This is a genomic window from Tabrizicola sp., from assembly GCF_016793705.1.
Taxonomy (GTDB): Bacteria; Pseudomonadota; Alphaproteobacteria; order Rhodobacterales; family Rhodobacteraceae; genus Tabrizicola.
The window spans coordinates 125,876-142,030 of record NZ_JAEULO010000035.1 but is presented as its reverse complement, the minus strand read 5'-3'; the positions used below and the strand labels follow the sequence as shown (position 1 = coordinate 142,030).

Annotated in this window: 14 protein-coding genes; 4 read left to right on the top strand and 10 right to left on the bottom strand. The window is 67.7% G+C overall.

Going from position 1 to position 16,155, the window contains the following annotated elements; translation table 11 throughout:
- Window positions 1-9 precede the first annotated feature (9 nt).
- From pheT to argH, 6 genes are all read right to left on the bottom strand, one after another.
- Entirely contained in the window at window positions 10-2,427 is a 2,418-nt protein-coding gene (pheT, locus tag JNJ68_RS08035; RefSeq protein ID WP_294981189.1) for a phenylalanine--tRNA ligase subunit beta, read from the bottom strand.
- Window positions 2,428-2,484: 57 nt separating this feature from the next.
- Window positions 2,485-3,210 carry a heparan-alpha-glucosaminide N-acetyltransferase gene (locus JNJ68_RS08030; RefSeq protein WP_294981186.1) on the bottom strand — a complete coding sequence of 242 codons (726 nt, stop codon included), beginning with the start codon at window positions 3,208-3,210 and terminating at the stop codon, window positions 2,485-2,487.
- A 360-nt stretch (window positions 3,211-3,570) separates the two neighbouring features.
- The gene (locus JNJ68_RS08025) at window positions 3,571-6,174 is read right to left on the bottom strand and encodes a TIGR02302 family protein (protein WP_294981184.1); all 2,604 of its coding nucleotides are present in this window, start codon (window positions 6,172-6,174) and stop codon (window positions 3,571-3,573) included.
- A 27-nt stretch (window positions 6,175-6,201) separates the two neighbouring features.
- Window positions 6,202-7,467, bottom strand: a complete 1,266-nt coding sequence (lysA, locus tag JNJ68_RS08020) for a diaminopimelate decarboxylase (RefSeq protein WP_294981181.1) — start codon at window positions 7,465-7,467, stop codon at window positions 6,202-6,204.
- A 105-nt stretch (window positions 7,468-7,572) separates the two neighbouring features.
- A complete protein-coding gene (locus JNJ68_RS08015; RefSeq protein ID WP_294981178.1) occupies window positions 7,573-7,701 on the bottom strand; it encodes a hypothetical protein in 129 nt (42 codons plus the stop codon).
- Window positions 7,702-7,773: 72 nt separating this feature from the next.
- A complete protein-coding gene (gene argH / locus JNJ68_RS08010) occupies window positions 7,774-9,183 on the bottom strand; it encodes an argininosuccinate lyase (protein WP_294981175.1) in 1,410 nt (469 codons plus the stop codon).
- Between argH and JNJ68_RS08005 the strand changes: the two genes are divergently transcribed.
- Window positions 9,182-9,748 carry a TlpA disulfide reductase family protein gene (locus JNJ68_RS08005; RefSeq protein WP_294981172.1) on the top strand — a complete coding sequence of 189 codons (567 nt, stop codon included), beginning with the start codon at window positions 9,182-9,184 and terminating at the stop codon, window positions 9,746-9,748. The genes argH and JNJ68_RS08005 overlap by 2 nt on opposite strands.
- A 6-nt stretch (window positions 9,749-9,754) precedes the next feature.
- On the opposite strand, the gene JNJ68_RS08000 is transcribed toward JNJ68_RS08005, so the two are convergent.
- The 4 genes from JNJ68_RS08000 to JNJ68_RS07985 all read right to left on the bottom strand — a co-directional run bounded on the left by JNJ68_RS08000 (window position 9,755) and on the right by JNJ68_RS07985 (window position 12,435).
- Window positions 9,755-10,201 (bottom strand): RES domain-containing protein, encoded by a 447-nt coding sequence (locus JNJ68_RS08000; protein ID WP_294981169.1) that lies wholly within the window; start codon window positions 10,199-10,201, stop codon window positions 9,755-9,757.
- Window positions 10,202-10,624 (bottom strand): antitoxin Xre/MbcA/ParS toxin-binding domain-containing protein, encoded by a 423-nt coding sequence (locus JNJ68_RS07995; RefSeq protein WP_294981166.1) that lies wholly within the window; start codon window positions 10,622-10,624, stop codon window positions 10,202-10,204.
- A 52-nt stretch (window positions 10,625-10,676) separates the two neighbouring features.
- Entirely contained in the window at window positions 10,677-11,465 is a 789-nt protein-coding gene (locus tag JNJ68_RS07990; RefSeq protein WP_294981162.1) for an exodeoxyribonuclease III, read from the bottom strand.
- 283 nt (window positions 11,466-11,748) lie between these two features.
- Entirely contained in the window at window positions 11,749-12,435 is a 687-nt protein-coding gene (locus tag JNJ68_RS07985; protein WP_294981159.1) for a response regulator transcription factor, read from the bottom strand.
- Window positions 12,436-12,571: 136 nt separating this feature from the next.
- Here JNJ68_RS07985 and ribA point away from each other — a divergent pair, with 136 nt between their 5' ends.
- From ribA to JNJ68_RS07970, 3 genes are read left to right on the top strand one after another with little or no spacing between them, the layout of a single operon-like run.
- Window positions 12,572-13,660: a GTP cyclohydrolase II gene (gene ribA, locus JNJ68_RS07980; RefSeq protein WP_294981156.1), complete on the top strand. Its 1,089-nt coding sequence runs from the start codon at window positions 12,572-12,574 to the stop codon at window positions 13,658-13,660.
- Window positions 13,657-14,160, top strand: a complete 504-nt coding sequence (locus tag JNJ68_RS07975) for a L,D-transpeptidase family protein (RefSeq protein WP_294981153.1) — start codon at window positions 13,657-13,659, stop codon at window positions 14,158-14,160. The genes ribA and JNJ68_RS07975 overlap by 4 nt, the downstream gene beginning before the upstream one ends.
- A 57-nt stretch (window positions 14,161-14,217) precedes the next feature.
- Window positions 14,218-16,101 carry an amylosucrase gene (locus JNJ68_RS07970; RefSeq protein ID WP_294981151.1) on the top strand — a complete coding sequence of 628 codons (1,884 nt, stop codon included), beginning with the start codon at window positions 14,218-14,220 and terminating at the stop codon, window positions 16,099-16,101.
- Window positions 16,102-16,155: the final 54 nt, after the last annotated feature.

Here is a 16,155-nt window from a genome sequence, read left to right as displayed (position 1 = left end):
CGCCTTCGGTCAGGCCCGAAGCGTTCCGCCCGTCGCCTTCGTCACCTTCTCGATGATCCTGGCGCTGACCGCCTCGATCTCGGCTTCGGTCAGCGTCTTGTCCTGCGGCTGGAGGCGGACGGTCAGCGCGATGGACTTCTTGCCCGGCCCCATCTGCGCCTCGGCCTTGTCGCCGGTGAACTGGTCGAAGACGCGGACAGAGTCGATCAGCGCCTTGTCGGCCCCCTGCGCGGCGTTGACGGCGGTCAGCGCCTCGACCGCCTTGTCCACCACGAAGGCGAAGTCCCGTTCCACCGCCTGCAGGTCGCTGATCGCCAGCGCCGGGCGGGTGGGGGTCTTGACCTTGGGCGCCGGGATGCTGGCGACCAGAACGGTGAAGGCCACGGCAGGGCCTTTCACGTCCATCGCCTGCAACACACGCGGGTGAAGCTCGCCGAAGGTGGCCATGACGTTCGGGCCAAGGCCGATCACGCCGGAGCGGCCGGGGTGCCACCACCCTGCGACCTTGCGGCTGATCTGCACGCGGGCTGGGGCGCCAAGCGCGGCCAGCACCGCCTCGGCATCGGCCTTGGCATCATAGACGTCGATCATCCGGCGGCTGCCGTGCGGGTCGCGTTGGGCCGCCGCGCCCACCAGCAGGCCGGTCGCCTGCAGATGCTGGTCGCCCGGTTCGCCGCCGTGGAACACCGGGCCGATCTCGAACAGCGACAGGTCCATGAAGCCGCGCGCCTGGTTCCGTGCCGCCGCCGCCAGAAGACCGGGCAGGAGGTCGGGGCGGAGATGCGTCATCTCGGAGGAGATGGGGTTGTCGACGCGGACGGCCTCGGTCCCGCCGCCGAACAGGGCTGCGGCTTTCGCGTCGATGAAGCTGTAGGTCACGCATTCGTTGTAGCCGAGCGCCGCGATGGTGCGGCGGGCAGTGCGTTCGCGCACCTGCAAGGGCGTCAGGATCGGGCGCGGCACGCCGGGCTCAGTCCGGGCCATCGGCGCGCCCTGCAGTTTCGTCAGGCTCGCGATGCGGGCGACTTCCTCGATCAGGTCGGCGTCGCCCAACACGTCGGGCCGCCAGGTCGGCGGGGTCACGTCGTTGCCGTTCAGCCGGAAGCCGAGCGCCTGAAGCGTGGCGCGCTGGATTGCCTCGGGGATTTCCATCCCGACGAGGCTGACCACACGGGCGGGGTCGAGCCGGTAGCTACGGGTCGGTTCGATCGGGGCGCCATCCTGCACCACGGTCCCGGCCTCGCCGCCGCAGAGGTCGAGGATCATCTGCGTTGCCAGTTCAAGGCCGGGCAGGGTGAAGGCGGGGTCCACGCCGCGCTCGAAACGGTAGCGGGCGTCGGAGTTGATCTTCAGCGCGCGCCCCGTCGCGGCGATGGTGATCGGGTCCCAGAAAGCGGATTCGAGGAAGACGTCGGTGGTCTCCGGCGTGCAGCCCGAGGCCTCGCCGCCCATGATCCCGGCCAGCGATTCCGGGCCGTGGTCGTCGGCGATGACCATCTGGCTGGGGTTCAGCGCATAGGTCTTGCCGTCGAGCGCAAGCAGCGTCTCGCCCTCGCGGGCGGGGCGGATGTGCAGGTCGCCCTTGACCTTGGCGGCGTCGAAGACGTGCAGGGGCCGGTTCAGGCCGAAGGTGAAGTAGTTGGTGATGTCGACCAGCGCCGAGATGGGCCGGAGGCCAATGGCCTTGAGCCGCGCCTGCATCCAGTCGGGCGAGGGGCCGTTCTTCACGCCGCGGATCAGGCGTCCGGTGAAGTGGGGGCAGCCCTTGGCCTTGAGAGCCGGGTCGATGTGGATGCCGATGGGGGTGGGGAAGCTGCCCTTGACGGGCATCGCCTCGACCGGCTTCAGCTTGCCCAGACCCCGCGCCGCCAGATCGCGGGCGATGCCGTGGATCCCGAGCGCGTCGGGACGGTTGGGCGTGACCTTGACCTCCACCACCGGGTCGTTCAGGCCCTTCCAGTCGATGTAGCGCACGCCCATCGGGGCATCGGCGGGCAGTTCGATGATGCCGTCGTGGTTGTCCGACAGCATCAGCTCGCGTTCCGAACAGAGCATGCCGTTCGAGTCCACGCCCCGGATGTTGCCGGGTTTCAGGTCCACGCCCGTGCCGGGGACATGGGTGCCGGGCGGGGCAAAGACGCCGACGAGGCCGGTCTTCGCATTGGGCGCGCCGCAGACCACCTGGACTTCCTCGGTCCGGCCGCCGGGGCCTTCCGGCCAGGTTTCCACCCGACAGACGCGCAGGCGGTCGGCATTGGTGTGCTGCACGGCCTCGATCACCCGGCAGATGCGGAACGGTCCAAGCTGTGCGGCGGGATCCTCGATGCTCTCGACCTCCAGCCCCAGATCGGTCAGCGCCTCGGCGAGGGTGTCGACGCTGGCCTCGGTGTCGAGGTGATCTTTCAGCCAGGCAAGGGTGAACTTCATCGGCGGGCCTCCAAACTTGCGGCCCGGATTAGCGGAAAGCAGCGGGAAGGGGAAGCGTCAGGAATGGGCCCAGGCCCAGGCGTTGAACAGTCCGAAGAGGATGGGCTGGTGGATCAGATAGATGATGAGGGAGTGGCGGCCGGGGAAGGTGAGGATGCGGCTCAGGCGCGAGGGCGCGGTGCCCTGCCATTGGTCGATGCGCAGGGCCTTGGCGGTGGCCAGACCGGCAAGGGCGGGGGCGGCCCAGGGGATGAGGGGAACGTAATCGCCCATCATCGGGCGGTAGGCGGCGAGGCCGGTCCAGACCAGCCAGAGCGGGTCCAGCGCCTCGAACCGGGGACCCCAGGCGGCGGCGAAGATCAGGGCCGCGACGGCGAGGGTGAGGGGCCAGGGCAGGCGGAGGAAGACCAGGCCGAGGAGCGCTGTGGCGGCGATGGCGTGGAGGATGCCGAACCAGATCGGGCCGCCGGGAACCAGCCAGATGGAGGCGATGGTGATGAGCGCGGCGGCGCCGACGATCATCGCCCAGCGTTTCCAGAACGAGGGCCAGCGGATGCCCCGGCCATGGGCAAGCCAGAGGCCGACGCCGGAGAGGAAGAGGAAACTTCCGGCGATCGTCCGGGCGAAGTAGTACCAGAAGGGCTGGGACATCGTACCCGCGTCGATATGGCCGAAGAGCGCGAGGTCGAAGGTGAAGTGGAAGATCACCATGCAGAGGACGGCGAGAGTCCGGGCGGTGTCGAGGAACGTGAGGCGGCCGGGGGGGAGGAGCGCTTCGGTCATGGCGCGGAGAGTGGCGCGGTTTGGCGGTGGTCGCAAGCTGCGCGGGTGCCCACCCGGGCAGTCTGGGCGGTTTCGGCGAAGCTGATGGGCTGGCCTGGGGGCGTTCGGGAAAAGTCGGGTTGTTGGGCGAGAGCTTGGCCGGGCGCGCCCCACCCCTCCCCACGCGGGAAGCCGCTTGGGGAAATCGTCGGGCGGAAACCGCTGATCGCCTCGCCGGTTGGGGCGGTTGTCATATTGAGCGCGCTCCGCGCGAGCCTTCTGTCTCGCCTCTGCGCGCCTGGGCCGGGTCGGTGGCGTGGGCTTCATCTTGCGGGGCTGGTGCAGGTCGGGTGAGGCCCAGGGGAGACCCGAAGTCCAGGCTCAGAACATCTGCAACAGGCGCTTGAGGTAGTCCAGTTCTTCGAGCGGACGGGCGAGTTCGCCGGAGCGGCGGCGGATTTCGTCCAGGAGTTCCTGGGCGCGCTCGTTGGGATCGTTCTGCACCATGTTCTCGTCCGAGCCGATGCGCGCCGTCTCGCCCGGGCGGCGACCGAGCGGGTCGGTCCCGTTCGGGTCGGCGCTGCCGAAGTCGCGCTCGCCGCCCTGGCCGTCGCGGTTCTGGCGCTGTTCCTCTGCCAGCGCCTCGCCCAGGTTCTGCATCCCGTCGCGCAGCGCCTCCATCGCCTCGGCCTGGCGGTCGAGCGCGCCGCCGAGATCGCCGTCGCGCAACGCATCCTCGGCCTCTTCCATCGCACGGCCCGCGCGGTCGAGGTCGCGACGGCCCTCTTCGCCCTGTTCGGTGCCGTCGCCGGGCAGGTCGCCGTTCTGCAACTGGTTCAGCCGTTCGCGCAACGCGCGCTGACGGTCGGAAAGCGAGCCCTCGTCGCCGCTGCCCTGGCCCTGGTCGCTCTGGTTCTGGCCAAAGCGGTCGCCCTGCTGATCTCCCTGCTGGTCGCCCTGGCCCTGGTCCTGCCCCTCGTCCTGCCCCTCGCCGGGCTGTTCACCCGGACGCGGGACGCCCTGCAGGTCGCGGAAGGCGTCGTCCGACAGATCCTGCTGGTCACGCAGCGTCTCGCCCAGGCCCTGCATGCCCTTCTGGCCCGGTCCGCCCTGGCCCTGCCCCTGCTGGCCCTGCACAACCTGCATGTTCTGCATCAGCTGGCGCAGCTGCTCCATCAGCTCGGCGGCCTCGGCGGTCTTGCCTTCCTCCATCAGCTGCTGGAGCTTGTCGAGCATCTCCTGCAACTGGTCGCCCGACATCATCTGGCCCTGCATCATGCCTTGCTGCTGCTGGTCGGGGTTGCGCTGCGCCTCCTCGGCCAGTTCGCGCATGTAGTCGTTCAGCGCCTGCTGCATTTCCTTCATCAGCTGGTCGATTTCCTCGGGCGAGGCGCCGTTCTTGATCGCCTCGTCCAGCCGGTCCTGCGCGCGTTGCAGGCGGTCGAAGGCGTCCTGCAGGTTGCCCTCCTCGACCATGAGGGCGATTTTCCACAGCTCCTCGGCGATCTTGTCGCGGCTTTCGGTGGTCAGGGCAGACTCTTGCGCCTCAAGGCTGCGCATCAGCACGCGCAGGTGCAGAAAGGCGCGGTCGTGACGGATGAAGCCTTCGGGGCGGTTGGTGACGGCTTTCAGAAGGTCAACCGCGCGCGGCGCGTTGATGCGGTTCCACAGCATGTCGCGCCGCATCTCGATCAGCGCGGCGGCGAGGGGGTCGAAGAAGCGCTTGCCGTGCAGAATGACTTCGTAGGGGGGCGAGCTGCCCTCGTTGCCGCCTGCGTCGGTGACGGCGAAGACCATGGTCACGGGCAGGTTGGCGAAGACGTGTTTCGACAGGTCGTCGACCAGCGTCGCGGTCAACTCGGTCCGCTTGCCCTTGCGCGGCAGCGGCACGTCGAGGACGACGGGCGCCACCGCCTCGGGGTCGACGGTCAGGCCATGGCGCCGGTCGACCTTGGCCAGGTCGAGGGAGATGGTGACGCGGGCTGCGGTGACGCCATAGTCGTCAGCCGCCTTGATGGTCTGCTTGAAGCGGCCGTCGGCCTCGCGGACCATGCTGCCGGAGACTTCCACGGTCGGGGCGGTGTCGGGAATGGCGGTGATCTGCCATTCACGGCCGCCGGGACCGTCGATGGACAGGTCGCCCGAGCGGGTGACGGTCAGGTCGAAGATGCCCTTCATCGCGTTCGGCACGGCAGCGGCGGGGGTGGCTTCGGTGCCGGTGGCCGGTTCGGGCGCCGGCGGCGGCGCGTCGGCGACGGTCTGTGCGACGGTAAGGTTGCCCTCCGGCCCGTAGAGGCGGATCTGCAACCTGGTGCCGGTAGGCAGGTCCAGCGCCGGGTCGGTGATGTCGTTCAGGTAGAGCGAGGGTTTGCCGGTATAGGCCGGGGGCTGGGCCCAGGCCTCCCAGCTGGGGCCGCCGGGCATGGCGACGGCTGCGCCGGGGGTAAGACCGGCGACGGTGCCGGCCTTCCAGAACGAGCCGAAGAGCGCGGCCATGACGAAGGCGGTGAGCGCGACGTAGCGCAGCGAGAAGCGGTCGCGGGAGGAGAGTTTCAGGTCGGGCTGGACGGGCCTTGCGCCTGCGGCGCGTTGCGCCATCCGCTCCTGGTGCGCCTGCCAGACGGCGAGCGAGGCGGGGTCATTGGTGCCGATGGCCTGGGTGTCGCGCAGGGCGGCGATGGGACGACCGGGCATGGTAGCATCCAGCCGGTCGAGAGCATCCATCGCGGTGGGTTTGCGGAACCGTTTCAGGCCGAGGGCGAGGAGGGCGAGCGCGACAAGGCCGACGACAGCCCCGGCGGCTTGGGCATAGCTCAGCGGCCCGAGGTCCTGCGCGCCGAAGGCCAGCGCGGCGAGAGTGATCAGCGTCAGCGACCAGAGCGGCCAGAAGGCGCGGGCCAGACGTTCCGCCCACAGCCCCGCCAGCGTCAGCCGCATGGGCCAGACGAGCGATTTCAGTGGCGGCTCTGGAGTCTTTCCGGTCATCTCACCTGCCTGCGACCGGACCCACTGTCACAGCCACGAAGGAATGCTATCGCGGTTGAGGATTTCGTCAAAGCTCGGTCGCGCCCGGATGACAGCGAAGTGATCCCCGTTCACTAGCACTTCGGGAATGAGGGGCCGAGTATTGTATTCCGACGCCATGACCGCGCCATAGGCGCCCGCGCTGCGGAAGGCCACGAGGTCGCCTTCGCTGACCAGCGGCAGGTCGCGGCCCCTGGCGAAGGTGTCACCGGTTTCGCAGACCGGGCCGACCACGTCGAATTCCTGCGTGGGGCTGGCGACGGGAGGTTCGGCCACGGGAACGATGTCGTGGTGCGCGCCGTACATCGAGGGGCGGACGAGGTCGTTCATCGCGGCGTCGAGGATCAGGAAGTCGCGCCCCTCGCCGTTCTTGACGTAGATGATGGAGGCGACGAGGAGGCCCGCATTGCCGGAGATCAGGCGGCCGGGTTCGATCTCCACTTCGCAGCCGAGGTCGCCGACGGTGCGCTTGATCAGCGCGCCGTAGTCGGTGGGCAGCGGCGGCGCGTCGTTCGACCGGGTGTAGGGGATGCCGAGCCCGCCGCCGAGGTCGAGCCTTGTGATCGTGTGGCCCTCGGCCCGCAGGCGGTGGGTCAGGTCGGCGACCTTGAGATAGGCCTGCTCGAAGGGGGCGAGGTCGGTCAGCTGGCTGCCGATATGGACGTCGATCCCCACGACCTGAAGGCCGGGCAGGCGGGCGGCCTCGGCATAGACTTCGGAGGCGCGGGCGATCGGGATGCCGAACTTGTCTTCCTTGCGGCCGGTGGCGATCTTCTCATGGGTCTTCGCGTCCACGTCGGGGTTCACCCGCACGGCGATGGGGGCGGTCAGGCCGAGGGGAGTCGCAACTTCGGAGAGCGCGCGCAGCTCTGGCTCGCTTTCCACGTTGAACTGTCGGATGCCGCCGGTGAGGGCAAGGCGCATCTCCTCGCGCGTCTTGCCGACGCCGGAAAAGACGATGCGGTTGCCAGGGACACCCGCCGCCTTCGCCCGCAGGTATTCACCGCCGGAGACCACGTCCATCCCGGCGCCGAGATTGCCGAGGGTCTTGAGGACGGCGACATTGGAGAGCGACTTGATCGCGAAGCAGACGAGGTGGGGAAGGGGGCTGAGGGCTTCGGTGAACAGGCGGTAGTGGCGGGTCAGGGTGGCGGTGGAGTAGACGTAGAACGGGGTTCCCACGGCGGTGGCGATCTCGGGGATCGCGACGCCCTCGGCGTGGAGGGTGCCGTTGTGGTAGAGGAAATGGTCCATGCGTCGGCCCCCGGGTGCTTCCGCGCTGTCATATCCGGGTGGGGGCCGGGTGCAAAGTGCCGATTTCTGCGGGGAAAGCGGGAAAGGGCGCCCGGGCCAAGGGCGTTATTTCACCACAACGCCGACCTGGGCCTCGCCAGAAATCGCGAGGCCCGTCGTCGCGGGCTTTTCCGGCGGGCCGTCGGCGCCGCAGGCGGCGAGGGCGAGGCAGGCGAGGAGGAGAAGGCGGGGCATGGGCATCCTTTCGTCAGGGGTCGATGCCAAGGGTGGCACCGGCGGCCGTGGCGGGCAAGGTCGGGTTTGCCGTCATCCCCGGTCGAGGCTCTCGCGCCAGCGGGCGATCTGGGCGCGGACCTGATCGGGGGCGGTGCCGCCATAGGAGGTGCGGCTGCGGACGGAGTTGTCGACGCCGAGGACGGAGTAGATTTCCTGGGTGATGCCGGGGTGGACGCTGTTCATCTCGGACAGCGTGAGATCGGGCAGGTCGCAGGCCCTGGCCTCGGCCATTGCCACCAGCGCGCCGGTGACGTGATGCGCCTCGCGGAAGGGCAGGTTCAGGCTTTTCACCAGCCAGTCGGCCAGGTCGGTCGCGGTGGAGAAGCCGCTGGCAGCGGCGGCCTTCAGCACCTCGCGGTTGGCGGTCATGTCACTGACCATACCGGTCATCGCGGCAAGCCCGAGCATGAGGGAATCCGCAGCGTCGAAGACCTGTTCCTTGTCCTCCTGCATGTCCTTGGAATAGGTCAGCGCAAGGCCCTTCATCACGGTGAAAAGCGCGACGGTGGCGCCGAGGATGCGGCCCAGCTTGGCGCGGAGGAGTTCGGCCGCATCGGGGTTCTTCTTCTGCGGCATGATCGAGGAGCCGGTGGTCCAGCGGTCGCTGAGCCGGACGAAGCGGAACTGGGCGGAGGACCAGATCACCAGCTCTTCGGCGAAGCGACTGAGATGCATGGCGCAGATCGAGGCGGCCGACAGGAACTCCAGCGCGAAATCGCGGTCGCTGACCGAGTCGAGACTGTTCGCCGTGGGGTGGTCGAAGCCCAGGGCTTTGGCGGTCATGTGACGGTCGATGGGGAAGCTGGTTCCCGCCAGGGCTGCCGCACCAAGCGGGCATTCGTTCATCCGCCTGCGGGCGTCTTCGAAGCGTGAGCGGTCGCGGGCGAACATCTCGACATAGGCCAGCATGTGATGGCCCCAGGTCACGGGCTGCGCGGTTTGCAGATGGGTGAAGCCGGGCATCACCCAGTCCGCCCCGGCCTCGGCCTGCGACAGGAACGCCTGCATCAGCCCGGTCAGCCCGGCAATCGCCTGGTCGCACTGGTCCCGCACCCAAAGCCGGAAGTCCACTGCCACCTGATCGTTCCGGCTGCGCCCGGTGTGCAGGCGCTTCCCGGCCTCGCCGATGCGCTCGGTCAGGCGGGCCTCGATGTTCAGGTGGATGTCTTCCAGGTCGGTGGTGAAGGGGAATTTGCCCCCCTCGATCTCTGACAAGATCGCGAGCAGGCCTTCCCCGATCGCCTCGGCATCCGTAGAAGAGATGATGCCCTGCGCGGCCAGCATCGCCGCATGGGCCCGGCTGCCCGCGATGTCCTGGGCGTAGAGCCGCTGGTCGAAGCCGATCGAGGCGTTGATCGCCGTCATGATCGCGCTGGGGCCTTCGGCAAAGCGCCCGCCCCACATGGTGTTGGCGGATTTGGGGGTGCGGGCGTTGGACATGACGGGGCTTTCGAGGGTGGGAAACGTGCGGAAATTGCTGGTCGTCCTTTATACGGCCTTGATCCTTGGTGCAAACCCGGCGGCGGCGGATGTTTCGGCCTTGCGCGACGGCGACATGAAGAAGCTGATCCTGCACGAGGCGCCGGTCGCGGTGCCCGAAGCGGCGCTGCTGGATGCCGAGGACGGCGAACATGCGCTGGCCGATCACAAGGGTAAATGGGTGGTGCTGAACTTCTGGGCGACCTGGTGCGCCCCGTGCCGCCGCGAGATGCCCTCGCTGGAGCGGTTGCAGGCGGCGATGCCGGAACTGGCGGTGGTGCCGGTGGCGACGGGGCGCAATGCGGTGGAGGGGATCAGGCGGTTCTTCGAGGAGGCGGGGGTGAAGACCCTGCCGATCCTGCGCGACCCGCAATCGCAGCTGGCGCATGCGATGGGCGTGATGGGCCTGCCTGTGACGGTGATCCTGAACCCCGAGGGGCAGGAAGTGGCCCGGCTGATCGGCGATGCCGAATGGGACAGCGACAGCGCGAAGGCGGTGCTGGGCGCGCTGATGGCGGGTCAGTAGTTTCGTTCAGTAGCCGAGGCGGTCGTCGAAGACGAAGGGCTCGGTCAGGGCGACAGTGAGACCGGCCATCTCTGGGTGGCGCGGGTTGAGGAGGACGTTCCGCTCCAGCGGGATGACGCGGCTGGGGACGAGGAGGCCGAGGGAGGAGGCGGACCGGAGCCAGGCGTCGCCAAGGGCTTGGCTTTCGGACACTGATAGTTCGGACGCAAATCCCGGATTCGCGATCAGGCTATCCGGCACGTCCACTCCGATGGCGATGTATCGCGGCATTCGCTCCTTGTGGCGCTCGATCTGGGGCAGATGAACCAGAACCTCTAGAGCGGCCAGGGCAAGTGAATCGGAGGTATAGATCACCGGCGCACCCGCCGAGTTCCAGCGACCGCCAAACAGCCTGGCCCCTTCTCCTTCCAGATCCGGTGCGTAGCGGGGCTGGGCCAACCGCCAGATCCGCATTCAGGAATAGACTCCATAGGCCAGCCTGCCGATGATCGTTTCTACCTCCCGTGCGCCGATGTCGGTCTGCGCCATATGGATCGGGATGCGATCACCCAGCGCCGGGTTGGGGCTGCGCAGGAAAGTGTCGGCGTTCTGGTCGTTCTCGAACAGGTCGCGCGCGGCCCTGACCACGCGCAGAAGTCGCGCCAGGCCATCGGCTTCCTCGATCTTCAGGTTCTCTCCGGCGGCGATGCGACGGTCGAGCGTGCGGTCGGGGATGATGCGGCGGATGTCGTCGCGGGTCAGGCCCTGCGATTCGAGCGAGCGGGCCCAGGCGGCGGGGATGCCCTTTTCCAATGCCTTGAATGAGGTGAAGACGGCGGCCTGCTCGGCAAAGCCTGGGGCCGGAGGGGGGACAGGTTTTCGCACTGGGTTTGCCATGGTGATCTCCGCCATTTGCCGAACCATATCACGGCAAATGGCGGAAGTCATCCTATAGATCAAATGTCGCGAAAACCGGGACGTGATCGCTGGGCTGCTCCCAGCCGCGCACCGGGCGCAGGATGCGGCTGCCCGAGGCCGCGCCGGAGATGTCCGGGGTCGCCCAGATGTGGTCCAGCCTGCGGCCCTTGTCGGCGGCGTCCCAGTCGGGGCTGCGGTAGCTCCACCAGCTGTAGAGCCTGCCATCCGGAATGTCCTGCCGGGTGATGTCCTGCCAGCGGCCCGAGTCCATCGCCTCGCCCAGATGTTCGACCTCGACGGGCGTATGGCTGACGATCTTCAGAAGCGCCTTGTGGTTCCAGACGTCATCCTCGCGCGGGGCGATGTTCAGGTCGCCGACCAGGATCGCCTTGTGCGGCCGGTCGGCGCGGAAGTGGTCGCGCATATGGGTCAGGAAGTCGAGCTTCTGGCCGAACTTCACGTTCTGCGCGCGGTCCGGGATGTCGCCACCTGCCGGCACATAGAAATTGTGGAGGGTGACGCCATTTTCTAGCCGGGCGGCCACATGCCGGGCGTGGCCCAGGGTCGCAAAATCGTGCCCGCCCACATCCTGAATCGGCAGTTTCGACAGGATCGCAACGCCGTTGTAGCCCTTCTGCCCCCGCGCGACGACATGGCTGTAGCCCAGCGCGCCGAACCCCTCTCGCGGGATCAGGTCGACCGGGCATTTGCATTCCTGCAGGCAAAGGATGTCGGGCGTCTCCTCGGTCATCAGACGCGAGACCAGTGCCTCGCGCAGGCGGACCGAGTTGATGTTCCAGGTGGCGAGGGTGAAGGGCATGGCTGTCTCCTGTTCGGAGGCGGAGCCTAGGGCGGGACCGGGCCAACCTCAACCGGGCAAAAAAAGGCCGGGCATAAAGCCCGGCCAGGTCCAACAGGGAGGATGCCGCGCCATAACCCCGACGCGACGAGGGGAACCTGCTGCACAACCCGTGCATGTGAAAAAGGTAGCAAGTGAATCCGGCAACAATAAGCCCTAAGCGGCAAGATTTCGTGGTTGTTGCATGGCGGTCGCAATCAACCGTGGCTGCAACGGCACAAGACCGCCGCTGGTTCCCATGCTGTCAGGCCACCAGCCGGTATCCGCCGCTTTCCGTCACCAGAAGCCGTGCGTTCGAAGGGTCGGGCTCGATCTTCTGGCGCAGGCGGTAGATGTGGGTCTCCAGCGTGTGCGTGGTCACGCCCGCGTTGTAGCCCCAGACCTCATGCAAAAGCACATCCCGCGCCACCACGCCGCTGGTCGAGCGGTAGAGGTATTTCAGGATGTTGGTTTCCTTTTCCGTCAGGCGGATCTTCTTGTCCTTCTCGTCGACCAGCATCTTCTGCGCGGGCTTGAAGGTGTACGGGCCAAGCTGGAACACCGCGTCTTCCGATTGTTCATGCGTCCGAAGCTGCGCGCGGATGCGGGCCAGGAGGACCGGGAACTTGAAGGGCTTGGTCACATAGTCGTTCGCGCCTGCGTCAAGGCCAAGGATCGTGTCGCTGTCGGTGTCATGCCCGGTCAGCATCAAGATCGGGCATTTCACCCCCTGCTTGCGCATCCGGCGGCACAGCTCGCGCCCGTCGGTGTCGGGCAGGCCAACGTCGAGGATCACCAGGTCGTAAAGCGCGGCCTTGACCTTCTCCATGCCCTCGGCGCCGTTCCGCGCCTCGAACACGTCGAAATCCTCGGTCATCACCAGTTGCTCGCTCAGCGCTTCGCGCAGGTCATCGTCGTCGTCGACGAGCAGGATTTTCCGCAGTCCGGCCATGGGTGCCTCCCTTGCTGTTGCGGTTCAGATGCGCCGCGATCACGAATGCCGCAAGATTTGCTACCAAATGCTCACGCGGACGTGTCGGTTCCGTGGGCAATGTTTCAATTCCGTCATCCGTTGGGTATGGAAGGGCATGGTCCTTAGCCTTTCCATCCCCGAACGCCTGACCCGCGCCCGCGCCGATCTGCGCATGGGGGTGCCGGTGGTCCTGTGCGGCGCGGAAGGGGCGGCTTTGGTGGCGGCGGTCGAGACGCTGGATGCGACGCGGCTGGCCGACCTGCGCGGGTTCGGCGCGCCGGTGCTGGCGATCACCGCACGGCGGGCCGAGACGCTGAAGGCGCGGGCCTATGACGGCGACCTCGCGCGGATCGTGCCGCCTGCCGATGCGGGGCTCGACTGGTTGCGGTCGGTCGCGGACCCGGCGGATGACTTGCGGACGCCGATGAAGGGGCCGCTGCAATCCTTGCGCGAGGGCGCGCCCGATCTGGCCCGCGCGGCGCTGGCGTTGGCGAAGTCGGCGCATCTTCTGCCCGCGGCGCTGCTGGTGCCGGTGCAGGATGCGCTGGCTTTGGCGGGGGCGAACGGCCTGACCCTGTTGACGCTGGACGAGATCGCCCCTGCGCTGGTCGCCCTACCCCCCCTCGACGAGGTGGTCTCGGCCCGGGTGCCGCTGGTCGCCTCGTCGGCGGGGCGGGTGCACGTGTTCCGCCCGGACGACGGCGGTGAGGAGCACTATGCGATTGAGATCGGCCGCCCGGACCGCGCGCGGCCGGTGCTGGCGCGGCTGCATTCGGCCTGTTTCACCGGCGACGTTCTGGGGTCCTTGAAATGCGACTGCGGGCCGCAGCTGCGGGCGGCGCTGGCCCAGATGGGCGAGGAAGGGGCGGGGGTGCTCCTTTACCTCAACCAGGAAGGCCGCGGGATCGGGCTGGCGAACAAGATGCGCGCCTATTCCTTGCAGGACCAGGGCTTCGACACGGTAGAGGCCAACCACCGCCTCGGTTTCGAGGATGACGAGCGCGACTTCCGCATCGGGGCGGAAATCCTGCGCAAGCTGGGGTTTTCCTCGGTGCGATTGCTCACGAACAACCCGAAGAAGCTGGCGATGATGGAAGGCTGCGGGCTGCATGTCACCGAACGGGTGCCGCTGAAGGTGGGCGAGACCGCGGAGAACCGGGCCTATCTGGCGACCAAGGCGGCGAAATCGGGGCATCTGCTGTGACCCCCGCCGATCTGGTGGTGACGCCGATGGGGCTGCGGTTCCTTGGCCGCGTGTTCCCCTGCACGGTCGGGCGCGGCGGGATCGTCGCTGCGGATGACAAGCGCGAGGGCGACGGGGCGACGCCCGCCGGGGTGCACCGGCTGGTCGGGATGCTCTACCGGCCCGACCGGATGGCGCGGCCTGCGGTTTGGGCGGAACCGATCGGGCCTGCGGACCTGTGGTCGGACGACCCGGGCGACAAATACTACAACAATATGGTCCGCGCCCCGCACGGGTTCAGCCATGAACGCCTGCGCCGGCCTGATCCGATGTATGACCTGATCCTGATCACCGGTTGGAACTGGCCCGATGCCGAACCGGGCCGGGGGTCCGCCATCTTCCTGCACCAATGGCGCCGCCCCGGTGCGCCCACGGCGGGCTGCGTGGCGCTTTCCCGTCGTGACCTGCACTGGATCGCCCCGCGCCTCTCCCTCCGAACCCGGCTGGTCGTGCAGTTGTAGACGTCTTCCCAAAACGCTTTGGAATGGATAATCTGCCGGTATTCCGGGGAGGAGACCATGGCTAAACCGCAGACCGGTGAAGATGATCTGTTCGACCTGCGGCTGGCCCGCTCCTCGCATGACCTCTTCCCGATGCTGGAGGCACTGTATGGCGCGCGGCCCGACTATCCGTCCTTCCGCGAGAAGCTGGTCAAGGCGTTGCGCAAGGGCTGGGCCGACCGGCCCGAGGACCTGAAGCGGCTGGACCTGATCCGCGACCTGGAGCCGGACTGGTTCCAGCGTCCCGGCATGGCGGGCTATGTCTTCTACATCGACCGTTTCAACGGCTCGCTTCGCGGCATCCTCGACAAGCTGGACTACCTTCAGGACCTCGGCATCACCTATGTCCACCTGATGCCCTGCCTGAAGCCGCGACCCGGCGACTCCGACGGCGGCTATTCGGTGATGGACTACCGCCGGATCAACTCGGCCTTCGGGACGATGGCGGACTTCGAGGCGGTCACCCAGGCGCTTCGGAAGCGGGGCATGTCGCTTTGCGTCGACCTGGTGCTGAACCATACGGCGAAGGAGCACGCCTGGGCGCGGAAGGCGGCGAAGGGGGATGCTAAGTATCAGGACTACTACCTGATGTTCGACTCGCCGGACACGCCGAAGCTTTACGAGCAGACGCTGGTCGAGGTCTTTCCCGACAACGCGCCCGGCAACTTCACCTATTACCCGGAGATCGGCAAATGGGTCTGGACCACCTTCAACGAACACCAGTGGGATCTGAACTGGGCCAACCCGGCAGTGTTCCTGGAGATCGTCGAGGTCATGCTGTTCCTTGCCAACAAGGGGGTCGACGTGCTGCGGCTGGACGCGGTGGCGTTCATGTGGAAGCGGCTCGGGACACGCTGCCAGTCGGAGCCGGAGGTGCACATGCTCCTCCAGGCGCTGCGGGCCTGTTCCCGGATCGCCTCGGCGGCGGTGATCCATCTGGAGGAAGCCATCGTCGCACCGGAGGAGATGCTGCCCTATCTGGGCCGGGGCCAGCATGATGGAAAGGAGGGGAACCTCGCCTACCACAACTCCCTCATGGTGCAGTTCTGGTCGGCGCTGGCCACGCGAGATACCCGGCTGATGACGCATGTGCTGGCCACCCATTTCCCCGACCGGCTGACGAACGCCACCTATGCGACCTATATCCGCTGCCACGATGACATCGGCTGGGCGGTGACCGACCAGGATGCGGCGGCAGTGGGGGTGTCGGGGCAGGGGCACCGGGGCTTCCTGTCGGACTTCTATGAGGGCAGCTTCCCCGGCACCTTCGCGAAGGGAGCGCTGTTCCAGGTGAACCCGTTGACCGGGGACAAGCGGATTTCCGGCAGCTTCGCCTCGCTTGCCGGGCTGGAGCGGGCGGAGGCGGAGGGCGACGCGGCGGGGGTGGAGATGGCGGTGCAGCGCATCCTGATGGGGCACGCCCTGATCGCGAGCTTCGGGGGGATCCCGCTGGTCTACATGGGGGACGAGCTGGCGGCTCTGAACGACTACACCTATCTCGACGACCCGGATCACGCGCATGACAGCCGCTGGGTCCATCGGCCGCGGATGGACTGGCAGCGGGCCGAGGCGCGGCATGGCGACGATTCGCCCCCGGCCCGTGTGTTCCGGGGCGTGAGGGCGATCCTCGCCCGGCGGGCGGCAACCCCGGCCCTGCACGGGGCGGTACCGGTGCGGGTGGTGGGGGCGGGGAATGACGCGGTCTTCGCCTTCCAGAGGCTCGCGCCGACCGGGGCTTTGCTGGGGCTCTTCAACTTCACCGAGCACTGGCAGGAGGTCGGGGAAGCCTGGGTCCGCGGTCTGGGGGTGACGGAACTGTGGGACGCGCTGTCTGACCGGCGGGTCGAGCCGCATCACGGGCGGGTCGTGTTGCCGCCCTATGCGCGAGTCTGGCTGACCTGAGTGTCCACGGTGGACATTTTCGGTTATCCGAATGATTCCAGAATGTTGCGCGTG